The organism is Bosea sp. ANAM02, from assembly GCF_011764485.1.
In the GTDB taxonomy this organism is placed as follows: domain Bacteria; phylum Pseudomonadota; class Alphaproteobacteria; order Rhizobiales; family Beijerinckiaceae; genus Allobosea.
In genome coordinates this window covers 50,398-72,087 of record NZ_AP022849.1, presented here as the reverse complement: position 1 = coordinate 72,087, position 21,690 = coordinate 50,398, and the positions used below count along the sequence as shown (strand labels likewise).

The 21,690-nt window shown below is 63.6% G+C and carries 17 protein-coding genes; 10 read left to right on the top strand and 7 right to left on the bottom strand.

Annotation, left to right across the window (positions count from 1 at the left end; translation table 11 throughout):
• Positions 1–57: 57 nt before the first annotated feature.
• The 4 genes from OCUBac02_RS23955 to OCUBac02_RS23940 all read left to right on the top strand — a co-directional run bounded on the left by OCUBac02_RS23955 (position 58) and on the right by OCUBac02_RS23940 (position 6,829).
• Positions 58–789, top strand: coding sequence for a hypothetical protein (locus tag OCUBac02_RS23955; protein ID WP_173049968.1), 732 nt, complete (start codon positions 58–60; stop codon positions 787–789).
• A 291-nt stretch (positions 790–1,080) separates the two neighbouring features.
• On the top strand, positions 1,081–2,340 hold the full coding sequence (locus OCUBac02_RS23950; RefSeq protein WP_173049966.1) for a hypothetical protein: 1,260 nt from the start codon (positions 1,081–1,083) through the stop codon (positions 2,338–2,340).
• Positions 2,341–2,416: 76 nt separating this feature from the next.
• Positions 2,417–6,163 carry a strawberry notch C-terminal domain-containing protein gene (locus OCUBac02_RS23945; protein ID WP_173049964.1) on the top strand — a complete coding sequence of 1,249 codons (3,747 nt, stop codon included), beginning with the start codon at positions 2,417–2,419 and terminating at the stop codon, positions 6,161–6,163.
• A gap of 84 nt (positions 6,164–6,247) precedes the next feature.
• The gene (locus OCUBac02_RS23940) at positions 6,248–6,829 is read left to right on the top strand and encodes an RNA 2'-phosphotransferase (RefSeq protein ID WP_173049962.1); all 582 of its coding nucleotides are present in this window, start codon (positions 6,248–6,250) and stop codon (positions 6,827–6,829) included.
• Here the strand turns inward: OCUBac02_RS23940 and OCUBac02_RS23935 are convergent.
• A complete protein-coding gene (locus OCUBac02_RS23935) occupies positions 6,826–7,731 on the bottom strand; it encodes a hypothetical protein (RefSeq protein WP_173049960.1) in 906 nt (301 codons plus the stop codon). The genes OCUBac02_RS23940 and OCUBac02_RS23935 overlap by 4 nt on opposite strands.
• A 118-nt stretch (positions 7,732–7,849) precedes the next feature.
• Between OCUBac02_RS23935 and OCUBac02_RS23930 the strand changes: the two genes are divergently transcribed.
• The 4 genes from OCUBac02_RS23930 to OCUBac02_RS23915 all read left to right on the top strand — a co-directional run bounded on the left by OCUBac02_RS23930 (position 7,850) and on the right by OCUBac02_RS23915 (position 13,921).
• Positions 7,850–10,543 (top strand): DNA topoisomerase 3, encoded by a 2,694-nt coding sequence (locus OCUBac02_RS23930; RefSeq protein WP_173049959.1) that lies wholly within the window; start codon positions 7,850–7,852, stop codon positions 10,541–10,543.
• A gap of 88 nt (positions 10,544–10,631) precedes the next feature.
• Positions 10,632–12,149: a thioredoxin fold domain-containing protein gene (locus tag OCUBac02_RS23925; RefSeq protein ID WP_173049957.1), complete on the top strand. Its 1,518-nt coding sequence runs from the start codon at positions 10,632–10,634 to the stop codon at positions 12,147–12,149.
• 8 nt (positions 12,150–12,157) lie between these two features.
• On the top strand, positions 12,158–13,543 hold the full coding sequence (locus OCUBac02_RS23920; RefSeq protein ID WP_173049955.1) for a hypothetical protein: 1,386 nt from the start codon (positions 12,158–12,160) through the stop codon (positions 13,541–13,543).
• Positions 13,544–13,603: 60 nt separating this feature from the next.
• Entirely contained in the window at positions 13,604–13,921 is a 318-nt protein-coding gene (locus OCUBac02_RS23915; RefSeq protein ID WP_173049953.1) for a hypothetical protein, read from the top strand.
• On the opposite strand, the gene OCUBac02_RS23910 is transcribed toward OCUBac02_RS23915, so the two are convergent.
• A complete protein-coding gene (locus tag OCUBac02_RS23910) occupies positions 13,918–14,433 on the bottom strand; it encodes a hypothetical protein (protein WP_173049951.1) in 516 nt (171 codons plus the stop codon). The genes OCUBac02_RS23915 and OCUBac02_RS23910 overlap by 4 nt on opposite strands.
• Positions 14,434–14,828: 395 nt before the next feature.
• Here OCUBac02_RS23910 and OCUBac02_RS23905 point away from each other — a divergent pair, with 395 nt between their 5' ends.
• Both OCUBac02_RS23905 and OCUBac02_RS23900 read left to right on the top strand, forming a co-directional pair.
• Positions 14,829–15,407, top strand: a complete 579-nt coding sequence (locus OCUBac02_RS23905) for a hypothetical protein (RefSeq protein ID WP_173049949.1) — start codon at positions 14,829–14,831, stop codon at positions 15,405–15,407.
• A 96-nt stretch (positions 15,408–15,503) separates the two neighbouring features.
• Positions 15,504–16,886 (top strand): hypothetical protein, encoded by a 1,383-nt coding sequence (locus OCUBac02_RS23900; protein WP_173049947.1) that lies wholly within the window; start codon positions 15,504–15,506, stop codon positions 16,884–16,886.
• Between the two features lie 62 nt (positions 16,887–16,948).
• On the opposite strand, the gene OCUBac02_RS23895 is transcribed toward OCUBac02_RS23900, so the two are convergent.
• The 5 genes from OCUBac02_RS23895 to OCUBac02_RS23875 form a co-directional block, all read right to left on the bottom strand.
• A complete protein-coding gene (locus OCUBac02_RS23895) occupies positions 16,949–17,434 on the bottom strand; it encodes a hypothetical protein (RefSeq protein WP_173049945.1) in 486 nt (161 codons plus the stop codon).
• Between the two features lie 74 nt (positions 17,435–17,508).
• Entirely contained in the window at positions 17,509–18,930 is a 1,422-nt protein-coding gene (locus OCUBac02_RS23890; RefSeq protein ID WP_173049943.1) for a hypothetical protein, read from the bottom strand.
• A gap of 76 nt (positions 18,931–19,006) precedes the next feature.
• Complete coding sequence (locus tag OCUBac02_RS23885) at positions 19,007–19,591, bottom strand: hypothetical protein (protein ID WP_173049941.1); 585 nt, start codon at positions 19,589–19,591, stop codon at positions 19,007–19,009.
• 15 nt (positions 19,592–19,606) lie between these two features.
• The gene (locus OCUBac02_RS23880) at positions 19,607–20,617 is read right to left on the bottom strand and encodes an ATPase, T2SS/T4P/T4SS family (RefSeq protein WP_173049939.1); all 1,011 of its coding nucleotides are present in this window, start codon (positions 20,615–20,617) and stop codon (positions 19,607–19,609) included.
• Positions 20,617–21,687, bottom strand: coding sequence for a type II secretion system F family protein (locus OCUBac02_RS23875; RefSeq protein ID WP_173049938.1), 1,071 nt, complete (start codon positions 21,685–21,687; stop codon positions 20,617–20,619). The genes OCUBac02_RS23880 and OCUBac02_RS23875 overlap by 1 nt, the downstream gene beginning before the upstream one ends.
• Positions 21,688–21,690: the final 3 nt, after the last annotated feature.

Sequence of the window (21,690 nt, the reverse complement as noted above, 5' to 3'; positions counted from 1 at the left end):
GCGGCTTGCATCGCAGCCCCGTATCAAAGTCTGGAACACCAGCCTCGGGAAAAGCAGTTGTCGAACGACCCTAGCATCGCCTCGGAAAGCGATCAGGCGACCGTTTGGGTCCACCAGGGCGGCTTGACCGTCGCGCGCTATGGCAGGATGAGCTTCGAGGTCTACTCACCCGAAGAGCCGCGCCGGCTCGTGGGGCACGGCCGAAGCGTCGGCGCGGAGAGCTGGCTCTCCTTCAAGGCGAAAGTCCGCGAGGTCTTCAGCCACGACATCGATGACATGCTCACGCCCGTGCGCTTCTGGGACGAGCTCGGGCTGACCCCCGGGTTCGAGACCGGCCACCCAACCTTCTCGATTGCCACCGACGAGATCGCTCATCTCAACAATCCATTCGAGGACGATATCTGGGGCAGGGGCCAGGTCACACGCGAAGAAGTCGCGCGGTGCATTGAGTCTGGCAATCTGGCAGCAGAGTTCGTCCCGATGGGTCTCCGCGATCGCAAGCCCTCAGGTTGGGATGCGCAGCGGATCGCCTACTTCGTGGTTCACCCCAATGATTGGCCGATCGACATCGAGGTCACAACCGCAGAGGGCGAATTCCAGATCGAGGATGGCTTCCATCGGCTTGCCGCGAAGATTTTCGAGCAGAAACCGGTGATCAAAGCGACGCTCGGGGGCTACGTCAGCGGAATGGCCAAGGCATTCCCCTCACGCGTGCCGCTCTCACCGGAAGCGGCAGAGTTGGTGGACGCCATGGATGATCCCGAGATGCACCTCGGCCCGAGCATGTAACTCGAAATCCACGAGCACCACAAAAAATAATCCTTAAAGATCCGCAGGAATGATCGTTGTTATTCCTTGCGTTTTGGTGCCCGGAGCACCCCGCGGGCTGGGATAATCCTTTCCAACGCGAAAAATCGCTTGACCGACCTCTGGTGACTTTCATCGATCCACCGGAACCTCTCTCCATGCAAGGATTGATCGACTCGATCCTTGCTCTAGCCGCTGAAGGGCGGCTGGCGAACCCAACCATCTGCAACCCTGAGCCATTCGAAAACGCCAGGGGTTCGTTAGGAGAGATTCATGTCGCTCGCTGCACTCAAGCAGTCCAAGTCCGGTGGCCGCGGCGCCGGCAACGGTTATCCGAACGTCCTCGTCCTCTTCCAGGGCGCCGAGCTCGCCAACAAGGCTGGCCGCACCCCCGACAAGGACGTGCTGACCGGCCTCCTGGTCAACTCCGTCGACGACCTCGTCGCCAACTACGACGAGAACGGCATGCCGACCACCGTCGTGCAGGTCAAGGTCTCGGCCGACAAGCCCGGCAAGCAGGAAGCCAACATCAAGCACGGCGTCTACGAGATCGCCAAGGGCAAGAACAACAACGAGGCGCTGAAGGAAGGTCAGTACGTCGCGTTCGATCGCTGCAAGATCCGCGGCACCATGATCGAGGCGGAGTATGTCGATCGCCCGTTCGGCAAGCTCGGCACGTTCAATCCCGAGACGATGTACATCTACCTGAACCTCCCGATGAGCGTTCGTCCCGAGCGCGAGCTGAAGCGCGACGGGAAGGAGCCGAAAATGGTCCAGGCGGCCGTGATCTGCCATCCGGCCGAGAGCAAGCTGTTCAACGATCGCGACTCCTTCGTCGAGGCCATCCGCAATGCGGTCGAGATCGGCGGCGCCGGCGGTGTCGATGTCTCGGTCTATATCCGTGGCCTCGAACGCGGCGAAGACGGCACGGTCGTGGCCTTCTCGGCCGAGGGTATTCGTCGCTGGGACAAGACGACCGAGGACTACGAGACCCCCGAGGCGTTCGCCGAGCGTCTCCTGACCGACGAGCGCAACACCAAGGACCTCCTGGAGGAGGCCCTGAAGGGCAACGCCGAGCAGATCTGGGAGGTCGTTCCTCAGACCCGTATCGGCTACGGTGTCAACTCGACCCTGTCCGGCAAGATCGCGGCGAAGCAGGCCAACAACAACGCGGTCGCCCTGACGGACGACCAGAAGCGCAAGCTCGACGACTCCGAGCGCTTCCGCATCGATCTGGACGAGGGCACCGAGTACGGCTGGGTGCAGTCGAACCTTCCGATGCAGCGCAAGATCGACGGCGACGACGTCGGCAAGTGGTACGGCACCGGCGTGCGTTCGCTGAGCGGCTCCCAGCCGCGCCTCGGCCGCCACGAGCTGATCACGGCCAACACCCCCGAGGACATCGCGAAGGTGTTCAAGGACAACGCCGAGAACCGTCGCGCCGCGCGCCGCGCTGCTGCCCAGGCCGACCAGGCCGAGCAGACCCCGGATCCCGCGACCCAGGAGGCGGGCGCCCCGGCGCCGGCGTTCTGATCGACGCGACAATCGAGACTGGAAGGGGCGGGCATCAGCCCGCCCCTTTTTCGTTAGGGCGAACAAGGTGGTGAGAATGGCTTCGACGGAGTGGCTCGATCCAGGTGTGGAGGATGCCCGCATCTTCGTTGCTCAATTCGACAGCTCGAAAGAGCCGCATCATCGCGCAGTAGTCATCGAAGGCCATGGTATTGATCAGAAGGCGGCCCACGCGCTTGGAGCGATTGGCTTCCGAAAGGTCGATGGCGACCCGCCGGCGTGGCTTCGCCCGGGCGGTCAATTCAAGCTGGGTGAGATCCGTTCAGCGTTCCCGGAATTCCGAACCGTCAAGCTCCCGTTCGAGGAGACGAGGAAGCGCTTCGCCGGCAAGTCGCCACTCGACATCGCGAGGTTGGCGCCCGTCGGAGGCACAGCCAAGGTCAATCGTTTCCAGATCAAATACGAACCGGCCTCGAAGCTGGGCAAGCCGATCGCAACGATCCCGACCAATCTTGCTGCGGCGACGGGGCGAGCGCTCGCGCAAATCGAGGATCGCAACGGGCCGGTCGACAGCTTCGTGTCCCGCCGGTGCGGTTGGTCGATCGCGGAGCTATCCAAAGCGCTCTCTCCGGAACAGATCGACGCCGTTGCCATGGCGCTCGATGCGATGGATCGAGGGCAGGGACTTGTAATCGCGGATGCCACTGGTCTCGGCAAAGGCCGAGTCGTGGCCGCCGTGCTGCGCGCGATCGTCTATGCCGGCTCGGTAGCTATCTTCATCACCGAGAAGGAGAACCTGTTCTCCGATCTCTTCCGGGACATCATCGATATCGGCTCGTTCGATCTGTTCGGGCGTCCCTTCATCCTCAATAACGAGGCCGAAATCAGCGAGGGCGGCGGCGAGGATCGCAAGGTGCTTCACCCCGCCTGGGATCCTGCTGTCGTCCAGAAGGCCATCAAGGCGGGCGAGCTACCGGCCGGCACCAGGCTGGTGATGGCGACCTATTCCCAGTTCAACCGGGCCGGATCGATCAAGGCCGACTTCCTGCGGCGCGTCGCGCGGGGCTCGCGCATGGTTTGCGATGAGAGCCACAATGCCGTCGGCGACTCCAACACTTCGGAGAACCTGGGCGCCGCCATGGACGAGGCGGATTCCGTTACGTTTTCCTCGGCCACCTTCGCCAAGAACCCGCGCAATCTGGCAGCCTATCGCCGGCTGTTCCCAGCCTCGATGCGCTCCTCCGATCTCATGTCGGTGCTGTCGGCAGGCGGTCAGGCCATTTCTGAAGCGCTGTCCCAGATGCTGGCAGAGGACGGCGCGTACCTGCGTCGCGAACACGACCTCTCCGACATCAAGATCGAGGTCATCGAGGACACAAAGCGCACCGAGCGCAACAGGGCGTACGCCGACGCGCTTTCACCCATTCTGAGCGAGATCGCGCGGCTCGGACGCCAAGCGACGAACATGGCGGAGGACCGCAACGGCGGAAAAGATGAGGACGAGAACGCCCGCCGGCGTCGGAAGGAGTTCTGGTATGCCGCCAACTTCGGGTCCGGCCTGGCCGCGATCGTTCGCCAGTTCCTGACGGCGCTCAAGGTCGAGCTCGATATCGAACGGTGCATCGCCGCGCTTAACCGAGGGGAGAAACCCGTCGTGGTGGTCGAGTCCACGATGGAGAGCCTCATGCGCGAGCTCGCATCGGACACCCGGGCCGATGAGACGGCTGATGATGTCGCCTTCGAAGCCGGTGACGAGGAGATCCCCGTCGAGAGCCGGCCGCCGGACTTCAAGGACGCGCTGCGACTGTTCCTTGATCGGACTCTGACCTTGCGCATGAAAGTTCCGAACAAGGATCCGGAGCTCGTCCAGATCGAGGACCCGGACATGATCGCCGCAGGCGAGAAGGTTCGGGAGATGATCGCGGCGTTTCCCGATCTCTCGCTCTCGCCAATCGACGATATTCGCGCAGCGATCGAGCGCGAAGGCGAGCGACTGGGAACCGGTTGGAAGGCGGAGGAGATCTCAGCGCGCTCGGTTCGGGTGATAGGCTCAGAATATGTCCAGCTGCCCAAGCAGGATCGCGTCGCCCAGGTCGCCGGCTTCAACTCGGGACGCTCGGACGCCCTCGTCATCACCAGGGCCGCGTCGACGGGCTTGTCGCTGCACGCCTCGGAAAAGGTCCGCGATCGCCGGCGGCGAAAGATGATCGAGCTTCAGATCGCTTCAAACGTCGTCGAGCGGATGCAGTTCTTCGGACGCGTGAACCGCCGCGGGCAGGTCTCGACCCCAACGTTCGAAACGCTCTCGACCGGGCTTCCCATGGAGACCCGGAATCTCGCTCTTCAGAACAACAAGATGGCGCAGATGTCGGCGAATGTGACGGGCAGCGCTGAAAACGCGACGTCCATGGACGTGCCCGACATCATCGACCAGGTGGGCAACGAAGTGTGCAAGCGCCTCCTCGAGGACAGGCCAGGCCTCGCCGAGCGCATGTTCATCGCGATGAAGCTGCCTGACCCGGAAAAGGCCGCGACCGAGCTCTATCACATCAACAAGTTCCTCTCCCGCTTGATCCTGCTGCCGTCGCAGGAACAGGACCGCCTCTATGACGAAGTTGTCGCCGCCCATATTGCGATGACCCAGGATCTCGCAGCGCGCGGCCGCAACCCGCGGGGTGCCCGCGAGCTCGACGGCGAGTGGAAGGTGATCGCTCGCGAGATCTTCGAGCCGGGCGATCCGCGCGATGGCGAGGTGTTCGGCCGGCCGGTCACGGTTACGACCATCGAACGCATGCGTGAGGCGAAGCCGCTCAAGGCGGACGAGATCCTGCGCATGATCGACGAAGCCGAGGAGAAGACCCCCAAGGCAGCGAACGAGCGCTTTCCGGACCATAAGAAGGCAATCGAGAAGCTGCGTCCGAAGCTGCGGTTCGCCGCGCTGTCCAAGCGTTATCTCAATGTCGAGCAAGCTCTCAAGGATCCGAAGGGGAATGCCGTCCAGAACCAGGATGCGAAGCTCAACCATCTGCAGGGGCTGATCGCATCGTGGCGCCCCGGCTGCTCCATCCAGATCCCGGGCGAGGAAGGTCTGGAGACCGGGCTTGTCCTGGAAGTGCGGCCGCCGGACGACAAGGACCAGGTGGCTCACCCCGGACAGTGGACGATCCGCTACGCAATTCCGGGGGACGAACGACCGCGCGTCATCTCCGCAGCCGGCGTTCACTCCGAGGCCGGCATCCTCGTGCAGCCCTGGCGCGGGCCGCCGAACCCGGTTGCCCTGGCGCGCTTCGACAAGGCCCCCTCAGGCCATGTCCCGGAGCGCCGCAAGGTTCTGGATGGAAACCTGGTTCGAGCCGTCATCGCCGCCCGCAATCAGAAATGGGGCTCTTCAGTCCTCTGGACTGACACGAACGGCGTCGGCCATCGCGCCATGCTGATCCCCAAGAACAAGCAGGACGCCATCCATGCCCTGGAGGGCCGCACGACGTCGTTGAAAGGCGCGCTCGCTGTGCTGCGGGCCGGCGGAGAGCTGACGACCGATGCGGACGCTCCGGATGATCGGGCGGCAATCTATGTGGACCGTCCACACCTGGTGGTTTCGTTCACCGCGCGGCCGAAGACGCTGAAGGCCTTCCTGACCGACGAGATCGTGGCCGTGACGGGTCCGTTCGCCGGGAGCAAGGACCGCGCCGCGCGGGTCGCGCTGCCGAATACGCCGGCGGTCGTGGCTGCCTTCCTCAAGGCCGGGCACGCTTTCCATTTCTCGGGAAGCTATCGCCAGCATGTGGCCAAGGCGCTGATGGAAGAGCCCGAACCCGCCGCGGCGCCCGCGCCGTCCCCTTGAGCTCACCGGCATGCTAGACGGGACCATGTCTACGCCTGTCTGGGCGGCCAGAATTGGATTGCGGAACCCGGATTGGAACCCGCGATGAGCGTCCGCGAAGTAAGCAAATTCCTGAGCTTTGTTCTCAGGCATGCTCCTGAAGAGATCGGGATCAAGCTCGACCACGCCGGCTGGGTGCGCATCGACGATCTGCTTGCCAAGTCGAAGAAGGCTGGCAAGCGCTTCGACCGCGCGATGCTCGACGAAGTCGTCGCGACAAGCGACAAGAAGCGCTTCACGATCTCCGAGGACGGGCGTTTTGTCCGGGCCGCGCAGGGCCACTCGATCAAGGTCGAGCTCGGGCTCGTGCCGAAGGAGCCGCCTCAAGTGCTCTTCCACGGGACCGCGGCCGCATCCCTCGACTCGATCTTCGCGACCGGCCTGGAGCCGCGAGGCCGCCAGCAGGTTCATCTCTCGATGGACATTCCGACTGCCCTCAAGGTCGGCGGACGTCACGGCCGCCCGGTGGTTCTCACCGTCGCCGCGTCCGAGATGTGGGCCGCAGGCCATCAGTTCTGGCAGGCAGACAACGGCGTCTGGCTGACCGACAGGGTCGACCCAGCCTTCTTGAGCTTCGACCAGAGCTACGACCATCAGGCGCAAGAGTCCCCTGGTCCCAAGCTCTAGGACCTGCCCATCGCCGGGGGCGCCTGCTCGAAGATCGTTTCGCCGTTCGCCAAGGTGACCCCGTGGCGGAGGCCGGTAATACGGGTCCGGGACAAACCAGTCCGGGTCTGCGCAGCCAGGACGCCGGACCGTCCGTTTAAGCTCCAGTTCGACTTCAACGGCAGCGGGTCATCCGCCTCAAGGATACTCAGATCCAGCGCCCAACGCTTACGGCTCCGTTCGAAAAAGAGCCGATTGTTATGCTGCGCGGCGATAGCTTGCTCGTTGGGTGTCCACTCGTTGACCGCCTTGATGCGCTCGATCACTGCATCGGATCGCCGGCGCACACTGGCAAGCCCCGGATGGAAAAGCTCGTGACATTCGTGGCACAGGGAGAGGAGATGACGAAGCGTCTGCCGGCACCATCCGTCCGCCCCGGGCTCGTCATCGAAGCTCCAAACCTCATGGCATTCCAGCGGCCCGGAGCTCTCGCCGCAACACTGGCAGACATGACCGGCGGCGCGATAGGCGTGTTGCCGTATCTCCTTCCACGCCGCCTCCGTCAGCAAATTGGTGAGCGATGCTCCGAACGCGCTCTCCGGGATCATCTCGGCCATCAGCGGGGTGAACACTTTGCGCGCGATCAGCGGAACGAATGGCTGCCACTCGTCCTTGGCAGCCTCCGATCGGGGAATCGAAAGCCGCTTGTAGGAATCGATGTAAGCGCCGCGGCTGACGAGCTCGCGCTTGTCAGCCTCCGATGACACCAGCCCAATCATTCCCGGTCCCGGCCACGACGCGCCGCGGCTTCTCGGCAGAACCGAGCGTGTCTTCGCGCGAAAAGCCAGAGCGAGCGCACCCCGGCCAGTCGGCCTGGCGACGCCTGGGGTGAGATCGAAAGGATGGTTCACGGTGTTCGGCAAGAGCATCTCGGGTTCAGGATTGAAGCCTCCGTCGGCTCGCACAGTAGGAGTAACGCATCAATCCTTGATTTGCTCAAGAATTGCGCTGAAACTTGCGCACCCAATTCGGAGCTCATGAGTGGTCCGCAGGCTTTACATCGCCGAGAAGCCGTCCCTGGGACGAGAGATCGCCAAGGCGGTCTCCGCGATCACGGGAGCGAGCCAGAGCAACGGGCAGGGGCTTATCAAGGTCGGGCAGGACACCGTCACCTGGACGCGCGGCCACGCTTTCGAGAACGCAAAGCCAGAGGAATACGATCCGATCCTCAAGAGCTGGCGACTCGATACCCTTCCGTTCGTGCCAACCGAATGGAAAATGTCTGCCCGGCAGGACATGTCCGGCGAGATCAAGGCCATCAGCCAATGCCTCCGGGAGAAGCCTGACGAGATCGTCCACGTCGGCGACGCCGAACGCGAGGGGCAGCTGATCATCGACGAGATCCTGATGAAGTACGGCATCGATCCGTTCGGTGGCTCGGTGAAACGGGTCTGGATCCAGTCGATGACGGATACCGCCATTCAAAAGGCAGTACGCGAGGCTTTCCCCAACGCCGAGAAGCGCAACCTCTCACACGCTGCGATAGCGCGGCAGCGGGCTGACTGGGTTCACGGGCTGAACGCCACCCGGGCTTTCGCCATTGTTGTGCGCCAGGCTGGCGTGGACGGCGTCGAGGTGCGCGTCGGGCGCGTCCAGACCCCGACATTGAAGCTCGTCGTCGATCGGGACCGCGAGATCGAGAATTTCAAGCCAGTCGACCACTTCATCCCGGCAGTGATCTTCCATCACGAGAACGGCTCGTTCAAGGCGAGCTGGATCATGCCCGAGGATACACCGGGCCAAAACGCCGACGGGCAGCTCCTCGACAAGGCGGTCGCCCAGGCCGTGATCGATCGAGTAGCTGGGAAGACCGGAACGCTATCCGATCTCCAGAAGACGCCGAAGAACACCTCGCCGCCATTGGCGTTCTCCCTGGGCACGCTGCAGAAGGCCTGCTTCCGTCGCTTCGGCATGCAGCTGGAGGCCACGGACGCGGCCGCTCAGAAGCTCTACGACATGAAGCTCGCCTCCTACCCGCGAACGGAGTCCGAGCACCTGCCTACTTCGCTCCTGGCGGAGGAGGCGCCGCAGATCATCGCCAATTTGACCAAGGTCGATGGTCTCGGTGAACTCGCTGCCCAAGCCGACTTGAAGCGTCGCTCCCCGGTCTGGAACGACGCCAAGGTCACGGACCACTATGGCATCGTGCCGACGATGGAGGCGACCGCCTCGAAGATCGCCTCGCTGTCGGGCGACGAGAAACGCGTCTTCATGCTCATTGCGAAGACCTTCATCGCTCAGTTCTATCCAGACTATCGCTATGAATCGACGGCTGCGACGGTCTCGGTCCCGACGGGTGAGCGAGCGGACCGCTTCAAGGCCAATGGCAAGCGCGTCGTCGACGTCGGTTGGAAGAAGGTCTTCGGCGCCGAACTCGACGAAGAGGACGACAAGGAAGAGGACGAGGGCACCTTGCCGGCCATGGCCAAGGGCGACCCGGTGGATGTGAAGGCGATGGAGCTCGGGCCCAAGCGCACGAAGCCGCCGGCGCATTTCGACGACGCGAGCCTGATCGACGCCATGATGGCGATCCATCGCTTTGTCTCGAATGCGCAGATCAAGCAGCAGCTGAAGGAGAGCTCAGGCATCGGCACGCCCGCCACCCGAAAGGCGATCGTGACGAAGCTCATCGACGTCGGCCACATCGTGCGCAAGCCGAAGGGCAAGAAGTCGATCATCATTTCGACAACGCTCGGTCGCGCCTTGATCGACCTTCTGCCCAAGAAGGTTTCCAGCCCAGACATGACGGCCTTCTGGGAAACTTACCTGGAGAAGATTAAGGACGGGGAATTCACCCTCGATCGGTTCATGGCCGAGCAGGAGCGGGCGATCCGTATCCTGATTGACGAGGCGAAGACCCAACCGGTCAACGTCGCTGCGCTTGGCGTGAAGCCACTGCCCGGACATGGCGACACCTGTCCCGAATGCCAGAAGGGAACGCTGCGCACCCGCACCTGGCCCTTCGATGACGCCTTCAAGGGCAAGCGATTCCTGCGCTGCGACAACTTCGTCAAGGACGACCCAAACGCTCAGTGCAAATACCGAGGCCGGCCGGAGGGTCTCAAGGAAGCCCCGAAGCATCCCGATGAGGGAAAGACCTGCACCGAGTGTGGAAAAGGCACGATGACTTCGCGTGTCTCCACCAAGAAGGGCCCGAATGCAGGCCGGCCGTTCATTTCCTGCTCGGCGATCGACTTCAAGACCGAGGGCGGTTGCCGGAATTTCTCGTGGACCGACGTCGAGAAGCCCTCAAGCCCGGACGATGGTAAGCCCTGCCCCGATTGCGGGAAGGGACAGCTCCAGAGCGGTATCGTTCAAAAGGATGGCCCCAACAAAGGGCGCAGTTACATCCGCTGCAGCGCCGCGGATTTCACCAAGGACGACGCCTGCAAGCATTTCGCCTGGACCTCGGAACAGAAGATCAAGGGCCGCCCGATCGCCGGCGAAGGGCAGCCCTGCCCGAAGTGCGGCAAGGGCAAAATGATGCGACGGACAATCACCAAGGACGGGCCCAACAAGGGAAAGGCCTTCCTGGCCTGCAACAACTGGACACGCGGCGCTTCGGATAATTGCGATCACGCGATCTTCCCCGACCGGAAAGATGCTCCTGCGAAGCCGAACAATCCTTCAAAGGGGAAGGCTCCGCCGCCCCCGCCGCAAAGACGGCGCGCCTAATCCACTAGGATTGAGTCGCGGATCGTTGACCCACGCAAGAACCGGCCTTTAGATCATCAGGTATCTGAATGATCGGAGAGTCGGCTCCATGCGGGCAATTAAGAAAGACCTTCTCGGCGCATCCGCCGCGATCCTCATCGCGTGCTCGGGCGCCGTTGCCCAGCCCGCTCCGTCCGAAGCGCCCAAGAACATTGGCCCGGTCATCTCCGGCGGTTCTTCGGCGATCGCTCTTCCCAATCCCACCGTCGAGCCGAGCAACCCTCTCGCCGGCCGCGGCGGCGAGCTTCCTGCTGTCATCCGCTATGTCATCTCCGAGGGCGTGAAGATCACCTCGCTCGGTGAGACCGCCGGTCTGCGCACCTATCTGGGTGAGGCGGCCAACGGTCGCTTCAACGCCTTCTACGTCGCGCCCGACGGCGAGCATCTGATCGCCGGCCTCCTGTTCCAGGCGGGCGGGCACAATGTCACCAACGACCAGATCGCGGCCATGCTGAAGCGCTTCGGCGAGGCGGCGAAGCAGATGCCCGGTATCGACGCCGGCCTCCTGCCCTCCGTCCCGGAGAGCGATCCGAAGGCCGATCCCAAGGGCGATTTCATCGACTGGATGAAATCGCTCGGCATGAAGATCACGCCGTTCGAAGGGACCGACGGCGGTGTTCAGGGCTATCTCGTCGAGGCTCCGGCCGAAGGCGGTGCGCCCGGGAAGATCCAGGCCATGTACGTCACCCCCGACCGCAAGCATGCGGTGGCCGGCGTGCTCGTGAAGCGCGGTGGCATGATGATGACCGGCGTTCAGGTCGGCCGCCTCCAGCAGCGCTTCCTCGAAGAGGAGCAAGCTCGCCAGAACGGTCTGTCGTCGCCCGTCGAGCCAGGCCGCATGCTGCCGCGCGCCGAGCCGGTTTCGCCGGAGGTCGCAAAGTCGCTGACTCAGAAGGCCAACCCCGCGAGCTCCACGATCGAGACCAAGGCTGCTCCCGAGGCGGCAGCGCCCGTCCAGGTAGGCGCCGGTCTTCGTACCGATGGTCCGGCCGACACCCCCGTGCCAGCCGGTGTTCCCACACCGGTCCCCTACGTCCACCAAATCTCCTCGAAGCCTGCGAGCGCCTCCGACCAGTACCGCTATCCAGGCCAGGACGTCGCTGCCTTCATGGAGGCGATGAAGACGACCGTTTTCTTCACCGTGGGCGTCAAGGACAGGCCTGCCATATGGATGCTCGCCGATCCGCAGTGCCCGTTCTGTCACCAGGCCTGGGCGAAGTTGAAGCCGCTGGTGTTCGACGGCAAGATCCAGGTGCGTGTCATCATGATCGCCGGCCTGCGCAACTCCGAGCCTCTGACGCGGTCGATCCTCGGGCGCGCCGAGCCGGCCAAGGCCTGGCTCGCGGGCGAGGGGAGCATCGACAACGTCCCGGTTCAGCCGGGCCCGGCTGTGGGCAGCCCCGAGAGCGAGCGCGCTGGCGAGTATATTCGGATCAATAACGGCTTTGCCGCCCGCTACATGATCCGCTCGACGCCCTTCCTTGCCTACACGACGCCTGACGGGAAGCTGTTCTCATCCGTCGGCTTGCCGCCAGACATGGACGCCTTCCTGGCTGCCCTCCGCTGAGGACCGATATGTCGCTTCAGGACCTGCCTTCCCAGATTTTTGCCGACGCCGAAGTCCGCGTGGGTCGCATGCTCGCGATCCAGGCGGAGATCGCGCGGCTGCAGGAGATGGCTGACAGGTTCGAAGGCGAGACCCGATCGATCCTTTCCAAGATTGGCGGACCCGATCTCGTCGACGCGCTCTTCCAGGCCGTCGCCGACCGCGTGGCCGGCCATCCGCTCGTGACGCTCGATGAGATCGCGCCGCGGGGATCCGCGATGACGCTGGCCACGCCTCCCGTCGTGGCTCCGCCCGCGGCGCCTGCAACGGCTCCGGCAGCTACCGCGGCCCCGGCTACGATCCTCCCGCCTCTCTCTCCCTCGCCCCCACGCGTCATCGAGACGCCCACGGCGGAGCAGATCGTCGACCTCGGTGACGACCGTCTCGACTATTTCGGCGTGCCGATTGCCAAGAACCATCTCGGAATGGCCCGGGAGATCGTCCAGGAGGCGAGGGACGCGGTCAAAGCCAATGACCGTACAGGCCTTGCCAAATATGCCCGTCGGTTCGGCCGCGTGGCCTGGAAGCGCCATCTCTATTTCGCAATCTGGCGCATCGAGTGCACCGGATTCAATGAGGCCGAACACTTCCCCGGCGATGCAGCGGCACCCACCGGTGTCGAAACCGCAGCGGCTTCGCATGAGCCGGCCACTTTCCCGGATCCGCCGTTCGACGGCGAACAGGCCGCGATCGTCAGCTATGCGCAGGCTGTGGGGACTAACCCTCCCGCGGACGTCGTCCCCGAGGAGCCGTCGTTCGACGATATCACGCCTACGGTTGCCGCGGACGTCGAGGCGGAGGCTCCGTCGGAACCGGATCTGATCACGGACCTCGATGATGACACCGTGGCAAGAGACGAGATCCAAGAGGAGCTGACGGACGACGACCTTCCTGCCGCGGAGGCTGATGCATCCTCCGTCGAGCCTCATGCGGCGGTCACCGATATCGACGAAGGCGGCTACAGCGCCGACCAGCGACCCGAGGAAGCGGAAGTCGCGACCGGGAATGCGACCACGGTCGTCTCGCTCGATCCGCCTCAAGTCGCGATGGAGGTCAGGACCTCGGGGCCGGGAGAATTGCGTCTCGGCGCGCCGCGCCTGCCGCCGGCTGCCCCGCCGATGGGACGACCACCACATGGCGGGCCACGCCCTGCGCCAGCCCCTGTACAGGCTCAGCTCTCCGATGATACGACCTTCGGGGAGCCAGACGGGGCACCCGGGTTCGATCTCGCTCAGCAGCCGCCTCTGTTCGACGATGCCCTGCCTGATTTCCTGAAGACGCCCGCCGCCTCTCCGGCACCTCCACCTCGCGCGGCGCCGCCTGGTGCTCCTCGACGCTTCGCGCCTGGGCTATGATCCGTTAACTGGTCGCTGCCAGAACGGCTACAAGCTCGGCTACGATAGGACGCTGGCGGTATGGCGACGCAGGACACGGTCGAAAGCCGCGAGGGAATGCTTGCCCGCCTGATCGGCGAGCAGGCATCGAACGCCGTCCTGAACAGCCGGCGTATCGTCCCGAAGCGGCACTGGAACGGCATCATCGAAGAGGCGAGCGAACGCTTCCTGGACCCTCAGAAGCCAATCTCGGGAGCGCAGGTCAGGCTCTTCATGGAGGACGTGCTGAGGCGAGACGGCGTTCCGTTGCTTTCGCCCCGCGGTCTTTTCATCCTCTTCGTCGACAGCAGGATCGGGCGCCGGGGCAACCGCGCCGAAGCGACCGCTCCCAACTCCTAGATCGACGGGGAAGAAGGCTCCAATGCCTGGCGCCGCTCACGATAGCGCGCGAAAGCCTCCTCGAGGCGCCCGACCTTTTCCGGGTCGAAGAGATCCGGGATGATCTTCTCGATCGCCTCCTGTCCGACCACGGCCGCGAGCTCGACGATCAACATCTGTTCGGGCTCTGCTCTCTCCAAAGCGCGGCTCGCCTGCACGCCAGTCCACTCGTCGCCCTGCCCGTCATTCAGGTTCACGAAGCCGCCGAAGCATTCCGCCAGTCGCTGGATCAAAGCCGGGCCGGGATCCGTGACCCCGATGCTGACATAGGTCAGGGCGCCGGGAACGAGGCTCGGCTCATCGGTCTGAGACACGAACAGCTTGCGCTGGGCGCCGGCCTGGTCAGCGAAGGTAACCCATCGCTCGGCGGCGGAGATGCTGTTGGCGTCGATCGTCTCGAAATCAGACAGGGCGGCGAGCAGCTCCGCGGTCGAAATTGAACCCAGGAGATAGGCTTTTGCGGCAACTGCCATAGTGATCCCCGGCGATAGCTCTGCGAATTCGGTGCGACGGCACCAATAGACAGGCGCGAGGGGAAAGTCACAACAGCTCGGCGCCGGACCAGCAAAACAAGACGACGGCGACCAGACGGGTGTATCTAGGCCCAGGCAAAGGCGCTATTCACGGCCGGTCGAGGCGACCGTCGCAATCATAAGCGTGCGGGATCGTGGAACGAGGCAAGCCGGAGCCAATCCGATACATGTCGATCGAGACGAGTTTACCGATCGTCGACTCTGCTCAGGTAGGGAAGCAGAGAACTTGACTCGACAAAAACTGGTTAACGAGTCAAATCTGTTAACAAGTCGTTAAGGCAGTCTTCCCTGGCGGCCGTTTCGATGGATTCGTGGGCCTGAGTACGGAGTTGCCCATGTTTTCGCAGCGCGAGTTCATTGACCTCATGGAGGCGAACCCCTTTTCGGTGGTCCGCCCGGACGGAGATCTCATCGCTGTCGTGTCCATGGACGCGGAGAACGGCCTCTGTATCGTCGAGCGCCCCAAGAAGCCCGAGCTTGCCTATTCCGATCCAGCGCTCGCCTGCCACGCCCTCAACAAGGCTATCTGCGACCCCGAGATCTCGATGATCCGCCGCTCGAAGGCGGGTTGCGAGATCGAGTGCCGGGTAGAGAGCAACGACGGAGAGTGCCGCCGGCGTGTCCGTTTCTTTCGGATGGAAGACGGGAAGGAGTACTGGTTGGTCCTGGTGGATGATCCCGATCTCGAAGATTCCTTCGAGGCGACGGAATACGTCTGCGAGGAAGGCCACATCACCGAGACCCGTGCCGTCAGCTTGAAAGTCCTCCACGAGCCCTGGCTGAGCCACCTCGTCGAAAGTGGCGTCGCCGCGGAGAACCCGGCATGGGGCCTGGAGACGGTCTACGAAGGCCGCCGGAAGCTGCGGCTCCTGACCCAGGAGCTGTTCGGCAAAGCGGCCCTGGCGAGCGCCTGAGGCTTTCCAGCCTGCATTTCCCGTGGGGGAGCAGGCCCAGCCGCTTCCGACATGCATCGAACCGGCGCACAGTTCCTCCAACAGAGGAGGCTGGCCTTGGCGCTTTCGATCGATCGTGATGACTTCCCCTTGGCGCAGCCGGAGTTCGTCTGGCCGAATGAAGGAAAGCGCCATCCGCTGGCCCATGCTGGCGCTCGGCTCGTTCAGGAATTCGCCCGTGTCGGATGGGACGCACCCGGCTTCAACGTGGAACTGGCGATCCGCGGCTCTGGTCGGAACCTCCATCGCCAGGTTCAGCGGATCAGCGGCGATCTTCCTGAAGGGCCTTTCGCCTTCACTTTCGGCATGCATGACACCGATCGCGACGGCAAAGCGGTCGCTGCCGGCCTCAGCGAGATCGTGATCCCTCCTGGGATCGAGCTCGTCACCTATTCCGACAATAGCGGCCCGACCGCGGCGATCTATGTCGGCCGCAACTGGAAGGCTGATGCCAAGGCTTTCATCGAAGGCTTCAAGACCAACGCCAAGCTCAATGGCGCGCGAAAAACCTATCTCCGGTACGAGGCAAGCCATCTCCCCCGCTATCGCGGGATCCTGCTTCACACCAATGATCTCGGGAGGGAATACGACCCGGAGGGCGCTGAACCGACGGCTCTGGCTCTCATCGAGATCGTGGCCAGGGTTGAAGCGGTGGTGGACCGGATCATCGCCCAGCTCATCCAGCTCCCCTCCGCTGAGCTCGGAGGCCCCGACGCTGGGCTTTCGAACCTGTTGCCCGTCACCGCAACCCCGGCGCCGCCCGACTTCCCGAAGCTTTACGCCTGGGTCAGGGATCATCGGCTTCATCACCTTCTGGACGATCCCAAGGGGCCGGAAGGTGATTATGCTCTCCGGGGCGGAACCCGTCTTCTGCGACTTGGCGATCGCCCGCGCATCAAGGTCGACAAGATCGCTTATGAGGGCTTCATCTACGCCTCTGCAGATCCGATGAGCCGTCGGGAGCACCCCATCGATCGGCATGATCGCAGCCTGCCCGTCGAGATCTCGATCGGCGACCTGACGGACGTCTATGTCGTCGACGCCTCGCTATACGGGCACTCGCGCTCCAGCGCTGTTGCGGCCGCCTTGGCCAAAGGGCGTGACACGCTGACCGAACGCGACCTCACCGAGGCGCTTGCGGCTGTCGCCCGGTCGATGGTGCCCGCGGCCGAGTATCGGGGAGGCTATGCTGAGCCGATGCACATCATCCGCCGTCAACTCGACCGCGACGAGGTTCGGGTGCTTCGGGGCCCGATCGAGTGCCGAGAGGGCAACGGAGCGACCGACCTTGTCCTGACCGACGAGGAGACCGGTTTGGAAGCCCTTGTGCAGAGTGTGCGGCTAACGCCAGGGTGCAAGTCCCACGATTTCCGGATCGAGCAAATCCTGCGCATCGCGGAAGAGGCTCTTGGACCACAGAGTTCCCGCCCGACCCTGTGATTAGAAGCGGAAACAGAAACGCCGGCCCCCTAGGGGCCGGCGTCTTTTTCGAGGTCGCTGTGTTAGAGGTTCCGCGGGATCGAGGCGTTCGGACCTTCCGCGCAAGGCCCATTCCCGTAGCCCGTGATCCAGCAACTGGACGCTGCTGAGGTCGCCCCGCAGCGCCCTGGGCCGACACAGACCAGGTTATAGTAGACGATGATGAAGCCGTTCGTGCCTCCGGTCTGGATGGCGTAGTACTGATACTGCCACCAACCCTTCGAACGCCCGTCATTGATGATCACGCCTGGATTGTACGGCGCGTAGCCGTTGCCCGGTGTCCAGGTGTGGTCATAGGTCTGAGCGAGTTGGATCCGTGTCTCGGACGACGTCTTCTCCGCGCCGCGCTGGCCGAGATGATCCAGCCATTGGGAAGCCTGCTCCACCGTCCGGGCCGCGGCAGCCGAAGCGACAGGAAGATCGGGGCTCGGAGCAGACTGCGACGGCCCTGCCATCGTCAGCATCGCCAGCGCGGCGAAGGTCGCGATCGTGAGTGACAGCTTCTTCATGGCATTCCCTGCTCGACCTGCGTCGGAAAGGACTCGTCGGTCTATTCTACCTTGATGCATTCTGGATTTCGCGGTCACGGGTAATAGCAATAGGTCATGGCCATCGCCTCCCACGCCTCGGCGTGGTCCGTGCCAGTCAGGTTTACGCGCCAGTAGGTCCCGAGGTCGGAAGCCATGTACTGGCGCCGCACGATGGTGGTGGCTGGCGAGGTCGAGACGCCGTCATCCGTCACCGTGATGTTCAGGTTCGCCTGGAAGGCCCAGGAATCCGCGCGCGGGTGCAGGATGATCTTGGCTTCGCCGCCGGCACCGCAGAGCGGCTTGTAGACATTGGGAGCACCGCTGCTGGCTGCGTAGCCTTCCTGAAGCACGTAGCGCGGCAGGAGGTCACCGAGCCGGTACTGATTGTTGGTGCCGTTCCCGCCGAAGACCGCCGACTTGTTGTAGGTCCCGCTCACCCGCGTATCGAGCGAGAAGCTCTGGGTCCGGAGGGTGTTCAGGTTGGTGAGGCCGGCCGGCTGCATGTAGTAGGTGTTGTTGGTTCGATCGTAATAGATCGGCGCGTAGACACCGTTCCCGAAGTTGCCCGTTCCGACAGCAGTGATGTTGCCACCGGCCGCGACCTCGCCATTCACATGGATGTTGGGGCCGAGCTCGACGGTGCCAGTCGTGCCGACACAGCCGGCAGCGGTTGCTCCGCCAGCGCAAAGGGCAGGGGCATTGGTGATGGCGTTTCCGCCCATCGCCAAGGCGACTCGCATGGTGTTCTGCTCGGGATCGCCGACATCGATACGTGCCAAATACGGGCTGTTCAGCGTCGAATCGTTGACACCGACAACCGACATCACATGGCCAGGCTGCGGAGAAACCGAGCCGGCGGTCCAGTTGGATGCCTGGGCGCGCCAGCCGCCGCGAGTGCCGACAATATCGTTGGTCGTGAACCCTGCGACCGGGACCTGCATGATGAAGCCGCCCTGGGCGCCGGCGAGCGTCGCGACGGTGCCGATCGAGCGGTCAGGGATGGCAGCGCCACCCTGGCTGACGATCATGCCCTCGATGCGCGCCTTCTGGTTCGGCAGAACCGGGTCGATTTTGCGGACAACGAGAGCGTGCGAATGCCCATACGGGTTGTTGTCGATGAAGTCCCGGTACAGCATGCCGGCGCCCTGCACGCTCGGCAGCGTCGCGGTGGGACCGTTGGGCGGCAGCGATGCACCGTTCGTTCGCCCGATCGGGATCACGAGCGGCTGGTCGGCCATGATGGTCGGATGCTGCAGGAGCTGAGGCGCGTATGCATCGATATATTGCTGCGACGCCTTCGTGATCTCGCGCAGGCGCTCCGCCGCCCCACGGGCGCGCACGCTCTCACCCGTCTGAGCGACGAGCTGCGCCAAGCCGCCAATGACGAGCACAAGGATGCCCAGCGCGGCCGAAACTTCGAGCAGGGTTAGACCGCGGCGCCGGCGGGCCTTGGTGGTCCCCGGAATCTTGATCATGACGACCTCACTGCGGATCGATCGAAGGATTGACCTGATGATCCAGGATAAATGCGATGGATTCAATGGCCGCGGACTAGAATCCGCAGCTCACTCCGCCCTGCGTCTTTGAAACCAACGTCGGCGTACCATCATTCACGCCAGGAAAGCCGGGCACAGGAACGACGATGCTGCCGATGCCTGGCGTCGCCGGAGCGCCCGTGCCGGTCTGCGCATAGCCACGCACGACGACGGCGCTGCCGGCAGCATCCCAACGGCCGATCCCACAGCGGTAAATTGGCTTCAGGGCCGTGAAAATCTGCCCCTGAATGTGCCCATATGTGTATCGCGCCAGCTGAGGATCGCTGTTGATGTCGGCATAGGCTGTAACGATGAAATCGCCCGTGTAATAGGAACGCAGACGAGGCAGCGGCTCACCGATGCGCGCAACAAATGGCGGGTTGCCACGAAAGGTCGTCGGCAGCGTATCAGTGGTGTCGATCCAGCCGACCACACACGGGCCGCTCGTGCTGCAGCGCTGGACGGCTGCGGCGTGCTGGATGACGAGCTGACGTGCCATCGCCTGCCCCTCATCGAGGCGCATAAGCGCCTGGTCCTCGCGGGTCGTCCCGTAGAAGGCCGCGATGAAGAGCAGGAAGAGAAGAACGATGAACAGGATCATGGGCGTTCCTGCCGATCAGATCGGCAGCTCTCCCTTCGCCATGCGGTTGCGCTGCGCCTCGATATCGGTCCCGAGCATGCCGATATCGCCGGTGCGAATCTTCTGGCGCAGGCCACGCTCCTTCCCGAAGAACAGGGACTGGACGAGCAGTCGCCGCTGAACCCGGCCGTCCGAGGCCCTGATCTTGCGCATTTCCTGATGCAGAACGGCCGCGACCCCGTCGGCCAGCATGTCGCGCGCCATGTTCAAATCGACGCGCGACGCGACGTAGTTGATCATGCGCAGCAGCGCTTCCTCGATCGACCCGCCATGGATCGTGGCCAGGACGACGTGACCAGAGAGCGCGGCGTTCAGCACCTCCTGCGCGCTTGAAGGATCGCGTACCTCGCCGAGCATGATGTAGCGCGGCTGCTGGCGCAGAGCCTGGCGCACGAGCGGAGCGAAATCGCCGTCCTTGACCTTGACCTGATAGCAGACACCGAACTGGCCGTGCTTGCCCTCCAGCATCAGTTCTGGCGGGTCCTCGATGGTGATCGCGATCTCGCCGTAGTTGATCAGGTACTCCTGCAGCAGCGACGACGCCGTCGTGGTTTTGCCCTGTCCCGTCGTGCCGGCGATCAGGATCAGACCGAAGCCGCGCGGACGGCCGCCGATCCCGGGATTGCCGATCGGAGCGAGCGCACGCACCACCTCGATCGGAAGCCCGAGCGGCTTGAGCCGCGGGATCGGAAACATGGAGCGGCGGATGTGATAGCTCGCGCCATGCTCGATCTGGATCTTGGTGATGCGGTACCGGACATTGTCGTGGTCGAGAACGAACTCGTTCTCGCGCTGCCCCATGGCGCAGACGCGACGATGGACGTCGTCGAGATCCGCGACAGCGTTCTTCGGAACCATATAGAGCGGCTCCGACACATCCGTCATGCCGCGCATGTAAACCTCACCCGCCTCCGACATGTAGATGTCGGTGAAGTCGAGGTCACACAGGCGATCGGGGCGGTCGGGGGAGTTGACGATCGCTGTCATCAGAACGTCGACGTGATCTGGGACTGCAGGGAGAAGATTCCGCCGACGATCATGCCGAAGGCAGCCGCGAGCAGGCCAATGCAGACGTTTCGCATCACGGCGGAGCTCCGCTCGATGCGCGTGACCGTCTCCTCAAGGTTCTCACGACCGATCGTCGTCAGAGCCTCATCGAACTTGTCGAGCGAGGCATAGGTCCGCAGATCCAGAACGACTTCTCGATCGGGGAACTCCATTCGGCTGCGATAGAGCGCATCACCGATATTGGTGCCGTCGTTCATGATCGCGAGGGCCTTGGTGAGCCTTTCCTTCATCCATGGGGAGGTGCCTCGGATCATGATCCTCAACGCCTCAGTCGTCTTGATGCCGGACTTCACCATGGTGGCGAAGGACAGCAGGAAGCCGGAGCCGCGCACCAGGCGATAGAGCGCGTAAGGCGGGAAGCGGTCGGCGTAGACGCGCGCACGGCCCGTCCACCGCGGCATGGACCACAGGATCACGAAGGTCAGCACCACAAGGCCCACCAGGGAGGGGATCAGGCCGACCTCAACGAAGTCGGCGATATAGGCCAGCATCGCGCCAGATCCGGTCCAGCGCTCCCGCGGCACGATCGTGCTGAACGACGGAATGACGTTGGTCCCGACGATCACCAGCAGCGTGATTAGCGCGCAGAAGATCACGAAGGGATACGAGATGCCGATGATCAGCGCGGTGCGAATGCGCTTCTGCCCGATGTGGATGAAGATCGCGTCGTCGAGCGCCTCGGGAAGCGAGCCGGCCTTTTCACCCGCACGGATGATGGTCCGGTCGCTCTCGGGCACCCAGCCTTCCATGGCGTCGCCAATGGATTTGCCGTTCTCGACACGACGCCGCCAGGCGTCGAGCGCAATGGCCGCCGGCCTCTTCGGCTTCTTGCCCTCATTGCTCTCGTGCCGCCACATCGTCTTCAGCGATTCCGTCATCGTGACGCGGTTGCGCTGCAGCCGGGCGAGCTTGCGATAAATCCTGAGGCGGTCTTTGCCCCCGAACTGAAACCGGATGAAGGCTTCTTCGAGGTTCCGAAAACTGGTCATTCA